The following is a 19,767-nucleotide window of genomic DNA, read 5'->3' on the forward strand; positions in this document are numbered from 1 at the left end:
ATGAGGAACAGGATCAGGACCGGACACCCTCTCTCGGGCACCCTTAGGCCTAACCTTTCCCGGCCCTCCTCTTTCTCTCAAACGCCTTGATCCCGACAGTCAGCTTGATTTTGTTCCTATTATGTTCTATATTCAAAACTAAGCCAGAAAGGGAATTCCCAGATGGAAAGCACCACTTATGCCCTGCCCGCAACGCCGAAACAGATCGCTTACGCGCGTTCACTCGCACTGCGCAATCAGACCCTTCTGCCGTGGGAGGTTCAGCAGGATCGCCGATCCCTCAGCGCCTGGATCGAGGCGCAGGCCAAGTTGAACCCTGTCGCGCAGGACAGCCGCCCAACTTCAAAGCAAGTCGCCTTCGCCGAACGTCTCGCGCGCATCAAGCGGCGCGCCGTGCCGGATGAGTGCTTTCGCGACAAAGGGCTGATGTCGAAGTGGATCGATGGGAACAGGTGAGCGGCGCCACCTGGTCTCAAAGCACTCACATTTCGTTGCAGTCTCAGCGCGATTGCAACGTAACAGTGACTCGTGCATCGGTTCGATTGCGTCGACCGACTGGTTAACGGCACGTCCGAAACAGTCCGGCTTCGATGAATTGCTGTGCCTCAGTATGACCTGGGCACATGGTTCGAGCCAACTTCGGAGTGCGGTCCGGTTTGATCACGCCTCTCCGAGCGGCAAGCGCACGACGGCTTCCAGTCCGTGGTCTGGCGAGTTGCGTAGCACGACGGAACCACCATGTGCCTGAATGATGGTCCGGGCAATTGCGAGGCCCAGGCCGACGCCCCCTGTGTCACGGCTTCGCGAACTTTCAAACCGCACGAAGGGTTCAAACACAGCCTCAAGCTGATCATCGGGTAATCCCGAACCCTTGTCAGCGATGGATATGATAACCGTCCCCGGTTCCTGCGTCAGAGTCACCTTGGCGACGCCACCGTAGCGGACCGCGTTATCGATCAGATTGCGCAGGGCGCGGTTAAGAGCGTGGGGACGGATGGTCGCGAACAGCGGCTCGATGGGTGCGAGGGTTGCGCGGTCCCCCCCAACATCGTTCACCAGATCCCCCAGCATCGAGGTGAGGTCGACCGTGGCGGTGGGCTCTGCCTTGGCGACACCGCGCGCGAACTCCAGCGTGGCCTCGACCATCGCCTGCATTTCCTCGACCAATGCCTTCAGCCGGATGCTGTCTTCGGTTTCGTCCAGCATTTCAATCCTGAGCCGCATCGCGGTCAGGGGGGAACGCAGGTCATGGCTCAGGGCCGCAAGCATGTGGGTGCGCTCGTTCACGAAACGGGTCAGGCGGTCTTTCATCCGGTTGAAAGCCTGCGTGGTATCACGCACCTCGGCCGGGCCCGTCATCGGCAGCGGTTCCGCATCAAGCCCTCGGCCCAGCCGATCGGCACCAATTGCAAGGACACGCATCGGGCCCACCACCCGACGCGCAGTCCACCATGCAACCAAAGCGACGGCCACCGCCATCAGCAGCAGCGGCAACAAGGCTTGCGGTGAAAGCTGCGGGCCAGGCCGATGAAACATCGTCCGCACGTTCAACCAATCGCCGCCCGCGAGACGGATCGACAGTGTCATCTCGATAGGGTCGGTTCGTCCCGCCATCATTGCTTCGTGCATCGGGCGCATTGCTTCAGGCATGCCGTCGGGCAAGGGAAATGGATCAATTGCAAGGGCATGGACATCGGCCCGGACCTCCCGCTCCGGTTCGCCGAGGATCTGCCGGATTTGGCGCAGAACGACGTCAGCATCGCTGCTATTGTGCGGCGCTTCCGGGTCGGACCCCACAGCAAATCTAACCAGTGGCGAATCTGCGGCCCGCAAGATTGACGGGTGCAGGTCGACGGGCGCATCGTCCAGCAACAAGACCACATTCGCCGCGCGTCCTGCCGCCTCCAACCCCAGTGCCGCGCGCACGGCCCGGTTACGCTCGTCGGTCAGCAACAAAAGGCCCAGTCCCTGCGTGATGGCCAATGCCAGCAACAGCATGGCCAGCAACTGACCTCCCAGGGAATGCGGGAAGATCTGGCGCAGAAAGGAGAGCCGCTGGTTCATGGGAGCGCCCTCACATCTGCGGCAAGGCTGTAGCCTCCACCCCATACGGTGGCGATCAGTGCGGGCTTGGCGGGATCGGCCTCGATCTTGCGGCGCAGGCGGCTGATCTGGTTGTCGATGGTTCGATCAAACACCTGCGCCGCGCGACCCGAGGTCAGATCGAGCAGTTGTTCACGGCTGAGCACGAAGCGCGGACGTTCCAGAAACGCTGTGAGCAGGCGAAACTCGGCGGTTGTGAGCGCCACTTCGACGCCGTCGGCGTCGGTCAGGGTCCGGCGGTCGGTATCCAGAACCCAGCGGTCGAATGCCAGCCGGTGTCCGGCCAGACTGCCGCCAACCACTTCGACCCGGTCGGACCGGCGCAGGATCGCCTTGATCCGGGCCAGCAATTCGCGCGGGTTGAAGGGTTTGGGCAGATAGTCATCCGCCCCGACTTCCAACCCCACGATGCGGTCGGTTTCATCGCCCAGGGCGGTCAGCATCAGGATCGGGATGCCACCCTGCGCGCGCAAGCGGCGGCAGACCGACAGGCCATCCTCGCCCGGCATCATCACATCCAGGACGATCAGGTCGAACTGTCCGACCTTCATCGCCGCGTCCATCGCCACGGCGTCGGCGGCCGAAGTTGCCCGCATGCCATTCTTTTCAAGATACCTCACCAGCGCATCGCGAATCTCGCGGTGGTCATCGACAATCAGAATGTTGGGCGGATCGGGCATCATCTTTTCTCCTGATGATCACCCTAGCTGAACCTGCCGCCTGCGCGCACGATAGATTGTCGCAAACCGTCTTTGCGCCGCTGCTTGCGACAGTTTGATACAAAATACCGTTCCGGCTGACAAACTCGTGGGACATCTGCCCCCCAGATTGGGTTCATCACAATCCAATCCAGGAGAGACAGAATGAAACGTTCAACCAAATTTGCCCTTGCCGCCGTTGCTACCCTTGGCGTTGGCGCCGTTGCGGTGCCGGTGATTGCCCAGCAGACCCACATGCAGCACGGCGAGATGATGGGCAGCGGAATGGGAATGATGGGCGGTCATGACGGCATGATGGGTGGCGCAATGGGCATGATGATGGGCGGGGCCGGGAGTTATGCAATGGCCACGTTTGACCCCAACAGCGACGGCACACTCAGCCCCGAAGAAATGACGGCCGGCATTCAAGCCGAACTCACAACCTATGACACCGACGCCAACGGCGCGCTTTCGCTGGACGAATTTGCCGTGATGCACGCGGCGCACACCCGGCCGATGACAGTGCGCGCCTTTCAGATGCATGATGCGGACGGCGACGCGCAGGTGACGGACGCTGAAATGGCGGCAATGGCTGCGATGATGCAAGACCACATGAGTGAACGGCAGGGCGACATGCCGGGCGCGGGTCACGGCATGATGGGCAATAACTGACACTCTATTTTCCCCGCCAGTCGCGCCAGGCGGCGTCTGGCGGGGCGACCCGATCACGGATCAGGAGGGAACGATGATGAACGGATATGGTATGGGTTTTGGAATGGGCTTCGGCTGGCTCTGGATGATCGTCATCCTTGTGCTGGTCGGCCTCGCAATTGCGGCGCTGATTAAATACCTGCGCAAATAGTGGCTGCACTCCCTTGCGAAGCCGCAGGCATTATCGATTTGGGAACGTTCGATGCCCGAGTAAAGTTGAAATAGAAGCTACAATCTATCGGGAGTAAAAGATGAACTATGGACGTTTCTTTGCAATGATCGCGACTTCGACGGTCGTGATGTTTGGATTAATGTATCTCAACACCTACGCGCTCGACCACATCTTCTTCTCGCAAACGCGCATGTGGATGGCGTTCTATATGGGTGCGGTGATGGCGATCATCATGCTCGCTTTCATGTTGGGCATGTATTCCAACAAGAGGGTCAATCTCGCGATCTTCGCGGGCGCGGTTGTAACCTTCGCCCTGTCGCTCTGGCTCGTCCGAAGCCAAGAGACGGTCGACGACCTCGCTTGGATGCGAGCCATGATCCCGCACCATTCCATCGCCATCTTGACCAGCGAGCGCGCGAATATCTCGGACCCGAGGGTCCGGGCACTGGCAGATGCAATCATAGAGGCGCAGCTCAGCGAAATTGCTGAAATGAAGAGATATATCGCTGACATCGAGGCGAACGGCGAGGCACCTGCGGGCACACCCCGAGCGGAAGTCGAATGACGCCACAGTCGGCTGGAAAGTAGACGTCGCTGCTGGAATAGAAATCATGAACAGAAAGGAACGACAATGGACTATACAATCAACCGCCTGATAGCGGACGCCGATTTTGACGCCGTCGATGCGCGCACCCGCACGGCATTGACCGACAAGGGTTTTGGCATCCTGACCGAGATCGACGTCAAGGCGACGATGAAGAAGAAGCTGGATGTCGAGATGCCGGCCTATCGCATCCTCGGTGCGTGCAACCCGAAAATGGCCCATGAAGCCATCGCGATTGAGCCGCGTGTGGGCGCAATGCTGCCCTGCAACGTAATCCTGCGCGAGGTTGATGGCGGCGTCGAAGTCAGTGCCATCAATCCGGTAGCTTCAATGCAAGCAATCGACAATGCCGAACTGCATGCCGTTGCCGGTCAGGTACGTGATCTCCTGAAGAAGGCTGTCGAGGCGGTCTGAATGCGCCTGCGCACCGGTATCCTCGTAGCAATTGTCGCACTCGGGCTCGTCGCTCTCGGGGTGTGGTGGTTTGCGCCGTCGATGCTGGTTGATGCCCAGCAGCTTCTGGACCGCGAAGCGCTTGAAAAATTGGTAGCGCGCGCGGGCCTCTGGGGCCCCCTATTGATCATCAGCCTCATGACCGTTGCGGTGGTCGCCAGTCCCATTCCGAGCGCACCGATCGCATTGGCCGCAGGTGCTGCCTATGGGCATGTCTGGGGCACCATTCAGGTCGTGATCGGGGCCGAGCTTGGGGCGCTGATTGCCTTCGGTCTGGCACGGGTTCTGGGGCATGATGTCTTGCGGCGGGTTTTCGGCACTTCTGTCGATGCAGGGCTGCTCGGATCGCAGAACGCGCTGACGGGAACGGTATTCGCAAGCCGCCTGATGCCGTTCGTATCCTTCGACATCATCAGCTACGCGGCAGGGCTCAGCCGCCTGCACGCCTGGCGTTTCGCACTGGCGACGCTGGCAGGCATCATTCCAGCGAGTTTTGTCCTCGCGCATTTTGGCGGTGAGGCAGTCAGTGGTGACATTGGTCGGACCACATGGGCGGTGCTGGGTCTCGGCCTGATCACCGGTTTGCCCCTGCTCTGGATCGCGACACGGCGGCAAGCCGGGAAGGAAACCTGATGGCGGAAGGCTACAAAGAGAACAGCATCACCCTGCCCGGCGCGGTTGCAATGGGTACTGGCGTGATGATCGGTGCGGGCATCTTCGCCCTGACAGGACAGATTGCCGAACTTGCGGGACCCCTGTTTCCGCTGTCGTTCGTCGCGGGGGCGATCGTGACCGCGTTCAGCGCTTACACCTACATCAAGATGTCGAACGCCTTTCCGTCCGCAGGCGGCATCGGGATGATCCTGAAGAAAGCCTACGGGCCGACGACGATTGCGGCAGGTGCAGCGCTCCTGATGACCCTGTCGATGGTCATCGCCGAAAGCCTCGTCGCCCGGACCTTCGGCACTTACACGCTGCGGGCCTTTGGCGGCGACCCGGACAGCGTCCTCGTCCCAATCATCGGCGTCGGGCTGATCGTCGTTGCTTATCTTGTGAACGTCTCCGGCAGCCGCTCGGTCGGGCTTCTGTCTATCATCATGGCCGTGATCAAGGTCGGCGGCATTGCGCTGTTCGGTGTCGCAGGCCTATGGGCGAGCGGCCTTACCTTCGAGGCATCCAGCGGCGATACGGGTGCCACCGGCTTTGTGGCTTCCGTCGCGCTGTCGATCCTCGCCTTCAAGGGCTTCACCACCATCACCAACAGCGGGGCCGAGGTCACCGAGCCACACCGCAACGTGGGCCGGGCCATCGTGCTGTCCATCGCAATCTGCGTGATCGTCTATCTGCTCGTCGCCTTCGCAGTCGGCTCCAGCTTGCCAATCGACCGCATCGTGGCGGCCAAGGACTATGCCCTTGCCGAGGCGGCCCGGCCCGCGCTCGGGCAGACCGGCTTCTATCTGACCGTAGCGTTGGCGCTTGTGGCCACGGCCTCCGGGTTGATCGCGAGCGTCTTCGCGGTGTCCCGGATGCTGGCCATGCTGACCGATATGGAGATGATCCCGCACAGCCATTTCGGAATGCCCGGCACGATCAAAGACCACACTTTGGTATACACCGTCGTGATCGCAGGTTTTCTGACGGTCTTCTTCGACCTCAGCCGCATCGCCTCGCTCGGCGCGTTCTTCTATCTGGTGATGGACATGATCATTCACGCGGGCGTCTACCGAAACCTCCGTCACGACATCGGGGCGCGGGGGTGGGTCATGTTGACGGCGATCGTGCTGGACGCCGTGGTCCTGACCGCCTTCGCGGCGATGAAATGGCAGTCAGATCCGCTGATCGTCATACTTGGCGTCATCGGCATGGCATTGGTGTTCGCGTTCGTGGGCGTCTTTCTCGCTCGCAATCCCGTAGGCGAGAACGATCACGATCAGCATAAAAAATAGCTTGAGGTTCCAGTGACTGGATGCCTCACGCTAAAACAAGTCAAAAGAAAGTTGGCAGGATATGGACCACGATCACCAGCACGCAAAGTCGAACATTCCCGAAGGGGCTGAGACGGCAAAGGATCCGGTCTGCGGGATGACGGTCCCGGTCGGTTCCGATACGCGGCACGCAGAGTTCGAGGACAAGACCTTCCATTTCTGCTCTGAAAAATGCCAGACGAAGTTTGAAGGCGATCCGTGGTTCTACGCCTCGGGCCGCGCCGAAGGGCGCAAGAAGGCCGCACCCGCTAACGTGCAATACACCTGCCCGATGCATCCTGAGATCGTCCGTGACGCGCCGGGGCCTTGCCCGATCTGCGGCATGGCGCTGGAGCCGGTGGTGCCGACGGACGAGCCCAGCCATGAGTTGACGGATTTCACCCGCCGGATGTGGATATCGGCGGCGGCGGCAGTCCCGCTCATCGTGCTGACGATGGGCGAGCTGGTTGGCCTGCCTGTGCGCGACTGGATCGGACATCAGACCGCCAGTTATCTGGAGTTTGTGCTGGCGACGCCAATCGTGCTTTGGGCCGCCTTGCCGTTTTTCAAACGCGGCTGGGACTCGCTGATCAACCGCTCGCCCAATATGTGGACGCTGATCAGCCTTGGCGTGGCTGCGGCCTATCTCTATTCGATCGTGGCGACGTTTCTCCCGGGCATCTTTCCGGAGGTTTACCGGATGGGCCAAGGTGTCGGCACCTATTTTGAAGCTGCGGTCGTCATTATCGCGCTGGTGTTCGTAGGCCAGGTGCTGGAGCTGCGAGCGCGGGAACGCACCGGTGACGCGATCCGCGCACTTCTCGACCTCGCACCAAAGACCGCACGACGTATTCTGCCAGACGGCACTGAATACGACGCACCACTGGAAAACATCATGGAGGGCGACCGGCTTCGGGTGCGCCCCGGCGATGCGGTCCCGGTGGATGGGACAGTGATCGAGGGGCGCTCGTCCTTGGACGAAAGCATGCTGACCGGCGAGTCGATGCCTGTTGAGAAGGGTCCAGGCGATGCGGTGACCGGGGCCACGATCAACAAGAACGGCAGCCTCGTGATCGAGGCGGGCAAGGTCGGCGCCGATACCGTGCTGGCGCAGATCGTGGCCATGGTGTCGAATGCGCGCCGCTCTCGCGCGCCAATCCAGGGGATGGCGGACCGCGTGGCGGCGGTCTTCGTGCCGACCGTAGTAGGGGTGGCGATCTTCGCCTTTGTGATGTGGATGATCTTCGGGCCGGAACCGGTGCTGGTCTTTGCCATCGCCTCGGCCGTCTCGGTGCTGATCATCGCCTGCCCCTGCGCGCTTGGCCTCGCCACCCCGATTTCGATCACCACGGCGGCCGGTCGCGGGGCGCAGGCCGGGGTGCTGATCAAGGATGCCGAGGCGCTGGAACGCATGGCCGGGGTCGATACGCTGATCGTCGACAAGACCGGCACCCTGACCATGGGCAAGCCAAAGCTGACCGATACCGTAGCGCTAGGTGACATCGCCGAAGCTGATATTCTGTCGCTGGCCGCAGCGCTTGAACGTGGCTCGGAACATCCTCTGGCCGAAGCCATCGTCGAAGGGGCCGAAGCGCAGGGCGCTGCCCGGCAGGAGGCTGCGGATTTTGAGGCTGTTACCGGCAAGGGCGTGCGCGGCAACGTCGGCGGACGCGCCGTCGCCCTCGGCAATAACGCGATGATGCAAGAGATGGGCCTTGAGACGACGCAATCCGAGGAAAAGGCTGATGCCCTGCGTGCCGAGGGCAAGACAGCGATGTTCGTCGCGGTTGATGGCGCCCTTTCGGGCATCGTGGCGGTGGCCGATCCAATCAAGGAGTCAACTGCTCAGGCGATCAAGGAGCTTCATGCGCAAGGGCTGCGCGTGATCATGGCGACAGGCGACAATGAGCGCACCGCGCAAGCGGTAGCGGCGACCTTGGGCATCGACGAGGTGCGCGCCGGCGTCCTGCCGGAAGACAAGAAGAAGTTGATCGACCAGTTACGCAAAGACGGCCACAAGATCGCGATGGCAGGCGACGGGGTGAATGACGCCCCCGCACTGGCCGCCGCCGATGTCGGCATCGCAATGGGAACCGGTGCCGATGTCGCGATGGAAAGCGCAGGCATCACCCTGTTGGGTGGGGATCTGATGGGCATCGTGCGGGCGCGCAAACTGGCACGCGCCACGCTGCGCAACATCAAGCAGAACCTGTTCTTCGCCTTCGCCTACAACGCTGTCGGCGTGCCTATCGCTGCGGGGCTGCTTTATCCGGTTACTGGGCTTTTGCTGTCGCCCATGATTGCGGCGGCGGCGATGAGCCTGTCGTCGGTCTCGGTCATCACCAACGCGTTGCGGCTGCGGCGCGTTGATCTATAGGCAAACCAAAAAAGGAGATACGCATGACAACGTTCCACATTCCCGACATGAGTTGCGGCCATTGCAAGGCGACGGTCGAAAAGACCATCCATGCTCTCGACCCGGCGGCACAGATCGCGTTCGACATGGCGGCGCGACGGATATCGGTCGAGAGCAGCACTGACGCGGCGCATGTTCAGGCTGCCTTGGCTGAGGCCGGATATCCTGTGGCTTCGACCTGAGTTGTCTTGATCTGGCCGCCCGGATCTATGCCGTCCCGTCAACTTTCGTCGGACGTGCTCCGCTCCGCCTGATACTGCCGCTCGCGCTCGGGCCAGTGCGATTTGATGTAGGTTAGGATGTCCGCGATCTCATCGGCATTCAGCACGTCGCCAAACCCCGGCATGCCGCTGTCGAAGGCCACTCCCATCTGAGTAAGCGCCTCCGCGCCACCATAGGTGATATAGGCGATCAGATCGGCGTCGGAATGATGCCAGGTATGGCCGGTGGCGTCATGGGGTGGCGCGGGGAGACGCCCGTCAGACCCCGCGCTTTGCCAGTCCGGCTGACCCTTCAGATTTCCGCCATGGCAGGCTGCGCAGTTCGCGTCGTACAGGACGCGGCCGCGCGCCACTGCGGCACCGTCGCGCGCAAACAGATGGATCGCGGCCCAGACGGTACCCAAGATGGCGACCCCTGCAAGCATGAGTATGCCGAGCCTCACATCGGTTCTCTGGGTGAATTGAAACGCGCCGGGCTGGAAGTCCGCCGCATCAGTTGATCCCGTTGGCACGCTGCAACTCGCGCACGTAAGCAACGATCGCACCGAGTTCTCCATCCGTCAGGCGTTGCTCGACCGGTGGCATGTCGCCGAACGGCCAGTGATGCGCTCGTACCCCGTTCCGCGCCGCCAGAACGAAGGCCATGTCCCCGTGGTGGCCGGGCTCGTAGATGCGATGCACCAGCGGCGGCGCGACGCCGTCTTGCCCGGCGGCATTCGTGCCATGGCAGGAAGCGCAGACCGCGTTGAAATAAGTTTCGCCTTGCTGCGCCATGGCCGAAAGCCCCTCGGGCACGACGACATCCGCCAAAGAAGCTCCTGCGATCTGCGCGCCGTCCGGGGCAGAGGCGGAAACCGGTTCTTCGGTAGTCTGGCCTTGTGTCCAATACCAACCCGCCACGGCGATGATGGCGACGACAAGTGCGCCGATGAGTCCCTTGTTCATGTTAGATCTCCAATTTATCTTCGCCGATCATGCGGCGTCTGTGCGGCTCTCTTGCGGTCGGCTCCTGACCGCCCTGGTGAGGCGCACTGTGAATGTGTTTGCCACCAGGTGGCGTCTTGCTTCGGTGGCCGATGTATCAGGCTGAGACGGCGAACTCGGTCATCATGCCGGTGAACAGATGCGGCATGTGGTGGCAATGCAGCATCCAGCGCGCGGCCTCGCCGGCATCCAGCGCGACCGTCACCATCGTCATCGGCGGCACATAGACCGTATCGCGGATCGCACCGTCCAGGCTGCGTCCGTTGACGTTCACCACCTGGAACACGTGCCCGTGCAGGTGCATCGGATGCCCCATCATCGACATGTTGTGGAACGTCAGATGCACCCGCTCGCCGCTTCTGGCGGTGATCGGCGTGTGGCTGCCCCAGACCTGTCCGTTTATGGTCCAGAGGTAAGGCTGCATCGCACCGCCCAGCATGATCATGTGGGATCGGTCCACCGGACGCGGCACCAGCGAGGGGTCACCTTCCGCCCGTACCGCCCGCAGCAGCATCTCCTGCGCGAGATCGATATCGAATGCACCGCTGTCGGTCTCGGCCAGATCATCGATCCGCCGCACTTCCGCACCTGCGGAGGCGAGAATGATGCCTGTGCGTTCTCGTGCGCCTTCGCGCAGGGCGAGGATCGGGAAGGCCCCCGCTTCCGGCAGATCAATTTCCACATCAAGACGCTGCGCCATGGCAAGACCGAAGCGTGTGCCCGCCACCGGCTCAACGCCGTGACCATCCACCGCCACAAGACGCGCAGAAACCCCGCCTGTGTCGATCCAGAAGGACGTTGCTGCGGCGGCATTAATCACCCGCAACAGAACGCGGCCCCTGCGTTCGACCGTGACCACCTCGGGGTCGGCGAGCGTGCGGTCATTGGCAAGATAGGCGTCGAAGTCAAAGTCGTTCAGGTCCATGACCATTCCGCCAGAGCCCATCCCGCCCATGGTCATCCCGGGCATGGACATGCCGGAATGGTCCATGCCAGACATGCCGCTCAGGTTCTGCGCCGGAGCGTCCACTTCGCCCATGTCGTGATGCACGGCGCCTCCCGTGATCTCGGCCATAACCTCGGCCGCGGGACGGAAGGAGAAATCATGCAGGAACATCACCACCTCCTGGCGGTCGGCCGTCAGGTCCTCGGGCCTGCGCACGATCAGCGGAGCCGCAAGCAGGTTCATCTCCTGCACCGGAACATGGCTGTGCATCCAATGCGTTCCGGGCATCGGCGCATAGTCGTAACTGCGCATCTCGCCTTGCTGCAAAAGCGACATCGGCAGGTTCGGCACGCCGTCCTGTGCGTTGGGCGGGATCTGACCGTGCCAGTGGATGATCGTTTCCTCGTCCAAAGCATTGGTCAGATCCACGCGGAATCTCTGACCGGGGTCGAGGATCAGCCCTTGCCTGCCCGCTTCATTGGTCAGGCCCATGACGGTGGCGGCGCGACCACCGACGTCGATCACCCGCGTCTGTGCTGTCAGGGTAAGGGGTCTAGTTTGCGCGAGGGCCAAACGCGGCAAGGCGGTGGTGGCAGCCAAGGCTGCGGATGCAGCCAGAAAGCCGCGGCGTGTCAGTTCATGTCTCATTTTGAATAAATCCATCATGCCCCCAAAGGGGCGCATCGGTCAGAAGCCGTAGTACGGCTCCGCGCGTTAACCGTTCAGATGGATTTGGGAGGGCGGTCGGCCGGATCGCCGGAGCGCCCGCGCAAAACGAGTGACACCGTAGCCCGATGCGAAATCGGGCGAAATGCGATTGGAGCTGCGTCCGAAGACGTAAACCAGGTTGCAATCGATCCGAGACAGGCGATTGCACAGCCTCCGGACATTGCATGATCGGGACCGCCGCAATGCTCCATCGCATCGGAATGCCCACTCACCACAGTTTGTTCATTGTGACAAGACACCGACGTTTTCGGCATCTCGCCAGCCATTGTCGCATGCGGAAGGACGCCGAAAAATGCGACGGCAATCACAAGCAAGAGAGAAAAGAGATGTCTCGGCATTGAACATTTCTGCATAAAGTTAGCGAATATCTAGGACTTGCCGGGGTTTTCCGCAAGACACGATGCCGTTTACAATAATTTGTCCCTGATCCCGTTCAGGCAGTTTGATAGAGCGATTATTCAAACACGCCCTGAGATACGAAGACATTGTATCCTTCCACCGCATGATTGACCCATTTACCCAAACCTTCGCCCAGCCTCAGTAAAGGTGTATTCGTTCACAATGATCCCCTCCTCGATGGCCTCGTCGGAGGTGAGGTGATCGTATTCAGCCTGCAGCTGGCCATAGAGCCAGCGTGCGAGGTCACGCAGCGCTTCAGTGACGATCTCTTCGGTGCCGTCGGTTGGCGGCTGCCAGGTCGGGCTGTCGCGGGTGACATCCACGGACATGGTGTATTCGTGGTAGTAACGGCCCCGGTGGCTTGCCTCGGCTGAGAGCTGATAGAAGTTCCGCCGCTGGATGGCCTGCAGCCGGTCGGCAATGCCGTGCAGGGTGACGTCCTGCGGGGCATAGTCGCGGATGCGCTTGGTCGCGCCCTTGGCATGGCAGAAAAAACCCTCGAAGCAAGCTCCATCACCCTGCGACCAGAACCCCGAAAACCAGATGCAGGGCTTTCGGCGCGTGCCCCCGCCCATCAACCGGACGGGCGTGGTTTTCAAGTGGATGCCGAGGATTTCGCAGATGCGCTCGAAATCCTCATAAACCGCATCCCACCAGTCGTCATGTGGCCCCAATTCACGATACCAACTGCGGGCCAAGTCTTTGGCAGCATCAGAAAGCTCCGCAAACTGATAAACCGTTGTGCAGATGACATCAGACATCGACGCCCTCCCCGTTCAGCGCGGCGGCAAGCCACTCATTGGTATTGGTCCAGCCGATTGTCGTCCGCGCGCCGAGATCGATGACATGTGCGCCACCGCCGAATGCATCCAGTCGGGGGCGGGAACAGGTGTTGGCATACTCAAATCCCCAGAGGCCGGTCAGATCGAGATCTGCGGCAACGCGCAGTACAAAGGCGATAACGCTTTCGACGTCACCGCTGTCGTCGTCGTGGATCCAGAGGATGCTGCTGTCGGGTCCGTCTTGTCGTGACAAGTCAAAGCCACTGAACCGAGGATCGTCGGTCAAATCATCCTCGTCGCGTAATTGGACAAAGAGGTCCATCGCACGGATGGCGTTTGCAGATGTGCCCACATCGATGAGGCACGAGAAGTGGGTGAAATAGTCAGCCATGGGGGTCTCCAGATGGAAAGAACCCGGCCGAGGGGCCGGGCAAAGTTTGGGGATGGACGGTATTGGTGCGGTAGAACCCGACGATCAGCCTGATCGTGGTTCCGCAGGTGTTTGCCGCGCCGCATGCTGGTCGAGCATGTCGCGGTAAAAGCGCTTGCGCGCCTCCCGAAAGCTACGCACCGCCAACGTGTCAGGATGAAGTGCTCGGATCGCCGCACGGACGACGGCTAACCGCGACGCCTTCGGCGGCAGGCCGAGGCGCAGATAGGCGGGGTCGGTCATTTCATGTGCCCTCCGCCACGAGTGAGGCGATGTGTGGATCGACCAGCGCCTCGAGTTTTTCAGCCCGGCCCATCCACGGCTCGGGTCGGATCGCTTTAACCCAGTCCGCAAAGCTCGGAATGAAGCCAAGGTCTTCCTTCACGTGCTGCTCGCCCACCCAGCGAGTCGGGATGATCCGGCCCGTCGATAGGGTCAGCGTCGGACCGAAGATCGTCTCGGCCATGAAGATGCCCTCTGCATGGTGACGCAGAGCGCGGTGCCGGAAGTCTGCGGTGATCTCCTTGGATGCGTCAAACCAGGTGTGCACGGCCAAGAAATCGTCGACAGTGCCGCCCCATTTCTTCACCGAGGACAACGCGTGGTGATAGGGATGTGCCATGCTCGCCTCCTTAAAAGTCGTGGGCGTAGAGTTCGGACGAGATGAAGCGCTCGTTGAACTCCAGATGGATGCAGCGGGCACTGGCATCGAAGCAGAACTCTCCATAGGCACCGTCGTTGTTTTCCCAGCCGCCATGGGTGTCGCTGAGGAAATCGTAGGCCAGCTGCTCGACAACATCTTCGAGCGAGAGGTTCCGCATCTCCACCTCGGGGTCATCCCAGGTCAGCGCGGCATAGGCGATCTGGGTCTTGGGGAAGTCGACGGCCATCTCGCCCGCCCAGGCCGAAATGCTCTCGATCTGTCCGCTGTCGCCATAGCCGTCAAAGCTGACGGTGACATGGGTGATACCCGCCGCGGCAAGACCGTCGAAAAGGCGATTCTTGTTGGCTGGACGCAGGGCCGCGACCCGAGCATCGCGTTCTGCCTGTCGCGCCAGCATCGCGGCGAAATCGATCTTGGACGGCGCCATCGGGGCAGCGAGAGTAGGTTCAATCTGGGACATTGGTTTTCTCCTTGAAAGGTGGAAGGGTGTGAACCACGGGACTTTCTCTCATCCCCGAAAGGCTCAAACTTTCCCCTTCCCTCCTCTGGCTCTTAGGCGTCACGCGGCGATCTGCAGGGCGCGGGCTGCGAAAGCACGCCACAGCGGGTCAACAAGGCGCGCGTCAAAGAGATCGGCGCGATGACGCAGCCGCTGCGCAAGATCAGGCTCGCGCCAGTCGGCGGCGCGGAGGGATTGCGCCCGCAACGCGCTCGCCTCACGCACCACCGCCCGGGCCTCGGCCGCGCTGGTCACCGGATGACACCACGCTACAGCGCCGTCACTGGCGGCTCCGGCCAGAACGAGGCGTTCATCGCGATCCAGGATCGCCAGGATTTGTGGCGCATCATCCGGCGTGACATGCTCTGCGTAATCGATCGCACCCCGCATGGCCTCGGCCAGACTGGCGAAACGATCGAGAACCTTTGGACGCGCCTGCCCCGACATCATGGCGGCAGGCACTTGGACTGCCATCGTAAGGGCGAAAGGCAAGCTTTGATCTGCAACGGCAGTCGGGAAGCTCGGCGGCAAGCCTGTTTTCTGCGTTGCCGGCGGGATCGAGAAGGGAAGGTCAAACATGTCAAAATCTCCGACGGCGCGGGAAGCCTCTCTCCCCGCCTCATCCGTCAAAAGTCAAACCACCGCCCTCTTCCTCGAAAAAGGCGACGGCGGTCGTTCAACGTGAGACGTCAGATCTTGCCGAGCCCCCGCAGGCTTAGCTCCGTTCCGGCCCCCACGATGATGTGGTCGTGCAGCGTCAGGCCGAGATACTTGCAGCCCTTCTGGATCTCCTTGGTCATGCTGAGATCGGCCTCCGACGGGCTCGGATCACCTGAAGGATGATTGTGGATCAGAATCAGGGCACTGGCGTTCAGCATCAGTGCACGCTTGATCACTTCGCGCGGGTAGACCGGGACATGGTCCACCGTGCCGACCGCCATTCGCTCATCCGAGATGATGCGGTTCTTGCGGTCGAGATATAGAACATGGAACCGCTCGACTGGCCCGCGCACGGTGAGCGCGCAATAGTCACGCACCGCCTGCCAGCTGCCGATGACCGGGTTCTGGCTGAGGTAACGACCCAGAATTTCGCGGGCGTTGAGGATGATTGTTTCTTCCTGTGGGGTCATGGATATCTCGATGAAATGAATGCGTCGCGGCCCCTGCCCTGTTTGGGGCGAGGCCATCGGCGCTTAAGGGGGAAAGGGGAGCGACCGCCGCAGATACAGGCGGTCGCTGACAATCGAGCGGCGTCAGCCAACCCGGTCGAGAAGCTTCTTGGCGTGGCTTTCCAGGGTGAGCCGTGCATCCTGCTGGGGTTTCTCACGCGCCAGACGCGTGATCCCCTGGACAAAATCGAAGATGCTCTCGGGCGGATGGCCCTCCTCCATCAGCACTTTGTCGATGATCTTACCCGACTCTGCTTTTGAGAAGCCACGTTTGCGCAGAAAGTCCGCGCGGTCCTCGTCACTGCGCGCCACGATCTGCTGCCGCGCCGCCTTGATACCGTTCATGAAACTTTGCGGCGAGGAATTGGCAAATCGGGTCAGCGCGGGCGCTGCCTCGTGGGCAAAGCGGGACGCCGCGTATTTCGAGTGACGGATCTTGATCTCCTGAAAATCCTCGACGCCCCAAAGATTGCGGTTCTGGCAGACGGCGCGCAAATAGAAGCTGGCCATGCCGAGCGTCTTGGCGCCCACCTCGGAATTCCAGCAGTAAAAGCCCCGGAAGTAGAGATCAGGGGAGCCATCAGGCAGCTTGCCCGCCTCGATCGGATTGCGATCATCTACGAGGAACAGGAAGACATCACGGTCCGAGGCATAAAGCGTGGTGGTATCACGGCTGATTTCGACATCGGGATTGTAGACCCCGGTCGACCAGTCGAGCACACCCGGCACCTTCCAGCGCGTATCGCCGGTGCCATTGCCTGCAATCCGCTGCACCGCCTCGACCAACTCGTGATCATGGATGCGGCCATAATCAGGGCCGGTGACAGCGCGAAGTTCGGTGCGGCCATCCTCGGTCTCGAAGGTTTTCACCTGCTCAGCGCGGTGATTGGTCAGACCATATTGCAGGTTGATCCCCGCCAATGGCGCGGGCAGCTGCCGCAGGTAGGATGCCGGCGCGCCGACGATACTCGCAAGCTGGCCAAAGGCCCAATGCGTCGGTGCCACCGGTTCCTGCGCCTTCGGCAGGATCAAATGCAGCCGGTCGGGGCTGTCACGCGCCGCTTCGACCCGGATATCGGCGGTCTGCACCACCCGGCTGCGGCTGCGCTCGGAGCGACCCTTTACGCTGGCCCAGAGATCATCGAGCGAGAGATACCGCTCGTCATCGGGCCGGTTGAACCACTCCGACGACACCCGCCCGTTCCGCTCACCGCGGCTCACATCTACCCTATAGCCACCTGCCCTGTTGGCTGTACAGGGTCCAAAACTTCCACAACACCCATCGGTATTCCTCCGTGACAGGCGCTGGAAGCCACTCTCCCAGCCTTCAACCCGTCGCGAAAGCAACCAACACCTCTCTGACTCTCAAACGCAGGCCGAGGTCGAAGCACCGCCTATCGGCAAGCAGCCCGACACAGGGACAGGGATACCGGGTGCTGGTCTAATTGTTGGGTCTAGACTTCAAGCTGGCCACCGCATCAAGGAAGGCCTGATCCAGCACCGGATCATCCCATTTGCCAGCGACAGCCATCCAGCGATCCAGATCCTCCCGAAAACCCGGATCGTCGTTCTTCATGTGAAACGTGAACAGGCGATTGACGATGTCACGCATCAGGCTTGCCATCTGGACGTCGTCGATATGAGCGGCTTTGGGCCATGGTATTTTCCGACCCGTCGCATCGATCACCCAGACATCGGAATAGTCCCCCGTCCTGGTTATCGGCACCGTGCCTGCGTGCAGGTCTTCGAGGTGTGTATTCCGAATGCAGATCATCGCCATGATCTTCGCAAGGTTGGCCGCGATGCGGTCTTCGTCAGCGGGTTTCATGGACAAATCCTCATATGATAGCGAAACATCGACCTCTGGCTTGTGTGGCACGAGGCCCAGGATCATTGTAAGCGTCCGGCCTTGCTGCTCTGACGCGCCATAGAGTGCGTTGATAGTGTCCACCAATGATAGATGGGATGGTTGCCGCCCTCCCCGACGGCATCGCAATGTGCCAACATGTCGGTAGTGAAACCACATATGAAGCGGAGAGGACGGCAAAGTGAATGATATGATAATCGGCGTAGATTTGGCAAAGTCCATTTTCCAGGTTCACGGGGCGTTGATGGCGACCGGGGAGATCCAGTTCAAAAAGAAGCTGACGCGTGAACAGTTCCGTGTGTTCATGCCGAAGCTGGCCCCGAGCGTGGTTATCTTCGAAGCCTGCGGCAGCGCGAACTACTGGGCAGGCCAAATGGAAGCGATGGGTCATCAGGCCAAGCTGATCGCTCCGCAGTTTGTTCGGCCTTTCGTGAAGCGCCACAAAAAGAATGATGCAGCCGACGCAGATGCGATCATCATCGCTGCGCGCCAGCCTGAGATGCTGTTTGTCACGCCAAAGACGGTTGATCAGCAGGCGCGGGCTGCCTTGTTCCGGGCCGGAGCGATTGATTAGGCAACGCACAGAAGACGTGAACGCTGTTCGTGCAATTCTCTATGAACACGGTCACGTCTTTCCAATCGGCATAGGGCACATCAAGCGCATGCAAGACTTGGTTGAATCAGAGACCTGCGACTTGTGCGGCATCGTCCGTGAAGAGTGTCGGGACCTTCTGGCACAGATCGCAGAGAAGACGGCGCGCATCACATCGCGTGACGGGAAACTCAAGGAACTGGCCGCTCAGTCGGATACGGCGCGACGCGTGCAAACCCTGCCCGGAGTCGGGCCATTGACGGCTCTGGCCGTTGAAGCCTTCGCGCCCGACATGTCTCAGTTCAAGAGAGGGCGCGACTTTGCGGCCTGGCTGGGTCTTGTCCCACGCCAACATTCTTCAGGCGGCAAGGAACGACTCGGCCGGATCTCCAAGGCTGGACAGGCCGATATCCGTCGGCTTCTGATCATTGGTGCAATGAGTCGGATTATCGGCCGGCGCGCCATAAGATACCGGCGGAGAGCTGGATCGGTCGCATCTTGGAGCGGAAGCCGAAGCTTCTGGTCGGGATCGCGCTTGCGAACAAGATGGCGCGTCAGATCTGGGCGATGCTGACGAAGAACGAGGATTACAGAGATCCGACGCTGGCGGCTACGGCATGAGCTACATGTCGTAATCAGCCAGAGTCGGGGCCAAGGGGAGTGTGAGAAGACGACGACCTGAATGGGCACAATGATCGAACAGATCTGGGTCAGGAAAACCAGTTGTCCACTATGCGCTTATAGCGCGCTCGATAGATTTGGACCTGATCCGCAGATCACCATCCCGGCCCGCGGCTTCTGGAAATGCCGCACAACGAGGCCTGAAAGAAGTTCGCACTCGATCACACGCCAAGACTGTCAAAACTTCTTGCATTACGGGCGGCAACCAAAGAAGTGGACATCTTGAGGGCAGTTATGGCGGGTCAGAAGGGTCAGAAGAAGCGGTTCTGGTCGGATGAGGAGAAGGTGTCGATCTGTGCGCAAACATGTGCGCCGGATGTTTCGGTCGCGCAAGTTGCCCGACGGTACGCGATGAACACCAACCTGATCCATAAATGGCTGCGTGATCCCAAGTTTGCGCCGGATCGAGAGATCGTTGAAGTCGAGGTTGCTGAGACGCCATGCTTTCTGCCTGTTGAGATAGTTGACCGTCCAGCCACTGAAGAACCGGGCCCCGCGCGTGCAGCCAATGCCGCATCCGGCCACAGCGCAATTGAGATCGACATCGCGGGCGGCCATCAACTGAGGATTGTCGGCAGCTACGATCCCGAAGCACTGGCCCGGCTGATCCGAGGCCTTTCTGCATGATCCCGGTTCCGGCGAACACGCGTGTCTGGCTGGCGGCTGGCGTGACTGACATGCGT

At 60.9% G+C, this 19,767-nt stretch carries 22 protein-coding genes and 2 pseudogenes; 10 read left to right on the forward strand and 14 right to left on the reverse strand.

Annotated features, from left to right (window positions below; translation table 11 throughout):
- The first annotated feature begins 162 nt into the window (after positions 1–162).
- On the forward strand, positions 163–456 hold the full coding sequence (locus H9529_RS17755) for a hypothetical protein (RefSeq protein WP_092891951.1): 294 nt from the start codon (positions 163–165) through the stop codon (positions 454–456).
- Between the two features lie 204 nt (positions 457–660).
- Here the strand turns inward: H9529_RS17755 and H9529_RS17760 are convergent, their stop codons facing one another.
- Complete coding sequence (locus H9529_RS17760) at positions 661–2,064, reverse strand: ATP-binding protein (protein ID WP_092891953.1); 1,404 nt, start codon at positions 2,062–2,064, stop codon at positions 661–663.
- Complete coding sequence (locus tag H9529_RS17765) at positions 2,061–2,786, reverse strand: response regulator (RefSeq protein ID WP_176847278.1); 726 nt, start codon at positions 2,784–2,786, stop codon at positions 2,061–2,063. Before H9529_RS17765 ends, H9529_RS17760 begins: the two co-directional genes overlap by 4 nt.
- Before the next feature lie 180 nt (positions 2,787–2,966).
- On the opposite strand from H9529_RS17765, the gene H9529_RS17770 reads away from it, so the two are divergent.
- The 7 genes from H9529_RS17770 to H9529_RS17800 all read left to right on the forward strand — a co-directional run bounded on the left by H9529_RS17770 (position 2,967) and on the right by H9529_RS17800 (position 9,303).
- Positions 2,967–3,473: an EF-hand domain-containing protein gene (locus tag H9529_RS17770; RefSeq protein WP_092891955.1), complete on the forward strand. Its 507-nt coding sequence runs from the start codon at positions 2,967–2,969 to the stop codon at positions 3,471–3,473.
- Between the two features lie 290 nt (positions 3,474–3,763).
- On the forward strand, positions 3,764–4,249 hold the full coding sequence (locus tag H9529_RS17775) for a DUF305 domain-containing protein (protein ID WP_092891957.1): 486 nt from the start codon (positions 3,764–3,766) through the stop codon (positions 4,247–4,249).
- Positions 4,250–4,315: 66 nt separating this feature from the next.
- Complete coding sequence (locus H9529_RS17780) at positions 4,316–4,702, forward strand: DUF302 domain-containing protein (protein WP_092891959.1); 387 nt, start codon at positions 4,316–4,318, stop codon at positions 4,700–4,702.
- Positions 4,703–5,374 (forward strand): TVP38/TMEM64 family protein, encoded by a 672-nt coding sequence (locus H9529_RS17785; protein ID WP_092891961.1) that lies wholly within the window; start codon positions 4,703–4,705, stop codon positions 5,372–5,374. It begins immediately after the preceding gene.
- A complete protein-coding gene (locus tag H9529_RS17790; RefSeq protein ID WP_092891963.1) occupies positions 5,374–6,687 on the forward strand; it encodes an APC family permease in 1,314 nt (437 codons plus the stop codon). The genes H9529_RS17785 and H9529_RS17790 overlap by 1 nt, the downstream gene beginning before the upstream one ends.
- Positions 6,688–6,748: 61 nt before the next feature.
- Positions 6,749–9,082: a heavy metal translocating P-type ATPase gene (locus H9529_RS17795; RefSeq protein ID WP_092891965.1), complete on the forward strand. Its 2,334-nt coding sequence runs from the start codon at positions 6,749–6,751 to the stop codon at positions 9,080–9,082.
- A gap of 23 nt (positions 9,083–9,105) precedes the next feature.
- Complete coding sequence (locus tag H9529_RS17800; protein WP_092891967.1) at positions 9,106–9,303, forward strand: heavy-metal-associated domain-containing protein; 198 nt, start codon at positions 9,106–9,108, stop codon at positions 9,301–9,303.
- A gap of 38 nt (positions 9,304–9,341) precedes the next feature.
- Here H9529_RS17800 and H9529_RS17805 read toward each other — a convergent pair whose 3' ends face one another.
- The 12 genes from H9529_RS17805 to H9529_RS17860 all read right to left on the reverse strand — a co-directional run bounded on the left by H9529_RS17805 (position 9,342) and on the right by H9529_RS17860 (position 17,772).
- Positions 9,342–9,746 carry a c-type cytochrome gene (locus H9529_RS17805; protein WP_223814399.1) on the reverse strand — a complete coding sequence of 135 codons (405 nt, stop codon included), beginning with the start codon at positions 9,744–9,746 and terminating at the stop codon, positions 9,342–9,344.
- A gap of 88 nt (positions 9,747–9,834) precedes the next feature.
- Positions 9,835–10,287, reverse strand: coding sequence for a c-type cytochrome (locus tag H9529_RS17810; RefSeq protein ID WP_092891971.1), 453 nt, complete (start codon positions 10,285–10,287; stop codon positions 9,835–9,837).
- 136 nt (positions 10,288–10,423) lie between these two features.
- Positions 10,424–11,920 (reverse strand): multicopper oxidase family protein, encoded by a 1,497-nt coding sequence (locus tag H9529_RS17815; RefSeq protein WP_092891996.1) that lies wholly within the window; start codon positions 11,918–11,920, stop codon positions 10,424–10,426.
- 596 nt (positions 11,921–12,516) lie between these two features.
- Positions 12,517–13,161: an antitoxin of toxin-antitoxin stability system gene (locus H9529_RS17820; protein WP_092891973.1), complete on the reverse strand. Its 645-nt coding sequence runs from the start codon at positions 13,159–13,161 to the stop codon at positions 12,517–12,519.
- Positions 13,154–13,573: a hypothetical protein gene (locus H9529_RS17825; RefSeq protein WP_092891976.1), complete on the reverse strand. Its 420-nt coding sequence runs from the start codon at positions 13,571–13,573 to the stop codon at positions 13,154–13,156. The genes H9529_RS17820 and H9529_RS17825 overlap by 8 nt, the downstream gene beginning before the upstream one ends.
- 84 nt (positions 13,574–13,657) lie before the next feature.
- Entirely contained in the window at positions 13,658–13,855 is a 198-nt protein-coding gene (locus H9529_RS17830; protein WP_092891978.1) for a hypothetical protein, read from the reverse strand.
- A gap of 1 nt (position 13,856) precedes the next feature.
- Positions 13,857–14,234, reverse strand: a complete 378-nt coding sequence (locus tag H9529_RS17835; protein ID WP_092891980.1) for a DUF6915 family protein — start codon at positions 14,232–14,234, stop codon at positions 13,857–13,859.
- Positions 14,235–14,244: 10 nt separating this feature from the next.
- A complete protein-coding gene (locus tag H9529_RS17840) occupies positions 14,245–14,736 on the reverse strand; it encodes a DUF6878 family protein (protein WP_092891982.1) in 492 nt (163 codons plus the stop codon).
- Between the two features lie 99 nt (positions 14,737–14,835).
- The gene (locus H9529_RS17845; RefSeq protein ID WP_092891984.1) at positions 14,836–15,354 is read right to left on the reverse strand and encodes a DNA repair protein RadC; all 519 of its coding nucleotides are present in this window, start codon (positions 15,352–15,354) and stop codon (positions 14,836–14,838) included.
- A 110-nt stretch (positions 15,355–15,464) separates the two neighbouring features.
- A complete protein-coding gene (locus H9529_RS17850) occupies positions 15,465–15,905 on the reverse strand; it encodes a JAB domain-containing protein (protein WP_092891986.1) in 441 nt (146 codons plus the stop codon).
- Between the two features lie 123 nt (positions 15,906–16,028).
- Positions 16,029–17,138 (reverse strand): DUF932 domain-containing protein, encoded by a 1,110-nt coding sequence (locus H9529_RS17855; RefSeq protein ID WP_092891988.1) that lies wholly within the window; start codon positions 17,136–17,138, stop codon positions 16,029–16,031.
- A 247-nt stretch (positions 17,139–17,385) separates the two neighbouring features.
- Positions 17,386–17,772 (reverse strand): hypothetical protein, encoded by a 387-nt coding sequence (locus tag H9529_RS17860; RefSeq protein ID WP_092891998.1) that lies wholly within the window; start codon positions 17,770–17,772, stop codon positions 17,386–17,388.
- A gap of 229 nt (positions 17,773–18,001) precedes the next feature.
- Between H9529_RS17860 and H9529_RS17865 the strand changes: the two are divergent.
- A pseudogene (locus tag H9529_RS17865) lies at positions 18,002–19,024 on the forward strand (IS110 family transposase).
- A gap of 375 nt (positions 19,025–19,399) precedes the next feature.
- Positions 19,400–19,711: pseudogene (locus H9529_RS17870) on the forward strand (IS66-like element accessory protein TnpA); the annotation flags it as partial.
- Between the last annotated feature and the right edge of the window lie 56 nt (positions 19,712–19,767).

Source organism: Roseicitreum antarcticum (assembly GCF_014681765.1).
Lineage (GTDB): Bacteria > Pseudomonadota > Alphaproteobacteria > Rhodobacterales > Rhodobacteraceae > Roseicitreum > Roseicitreum antarcticum.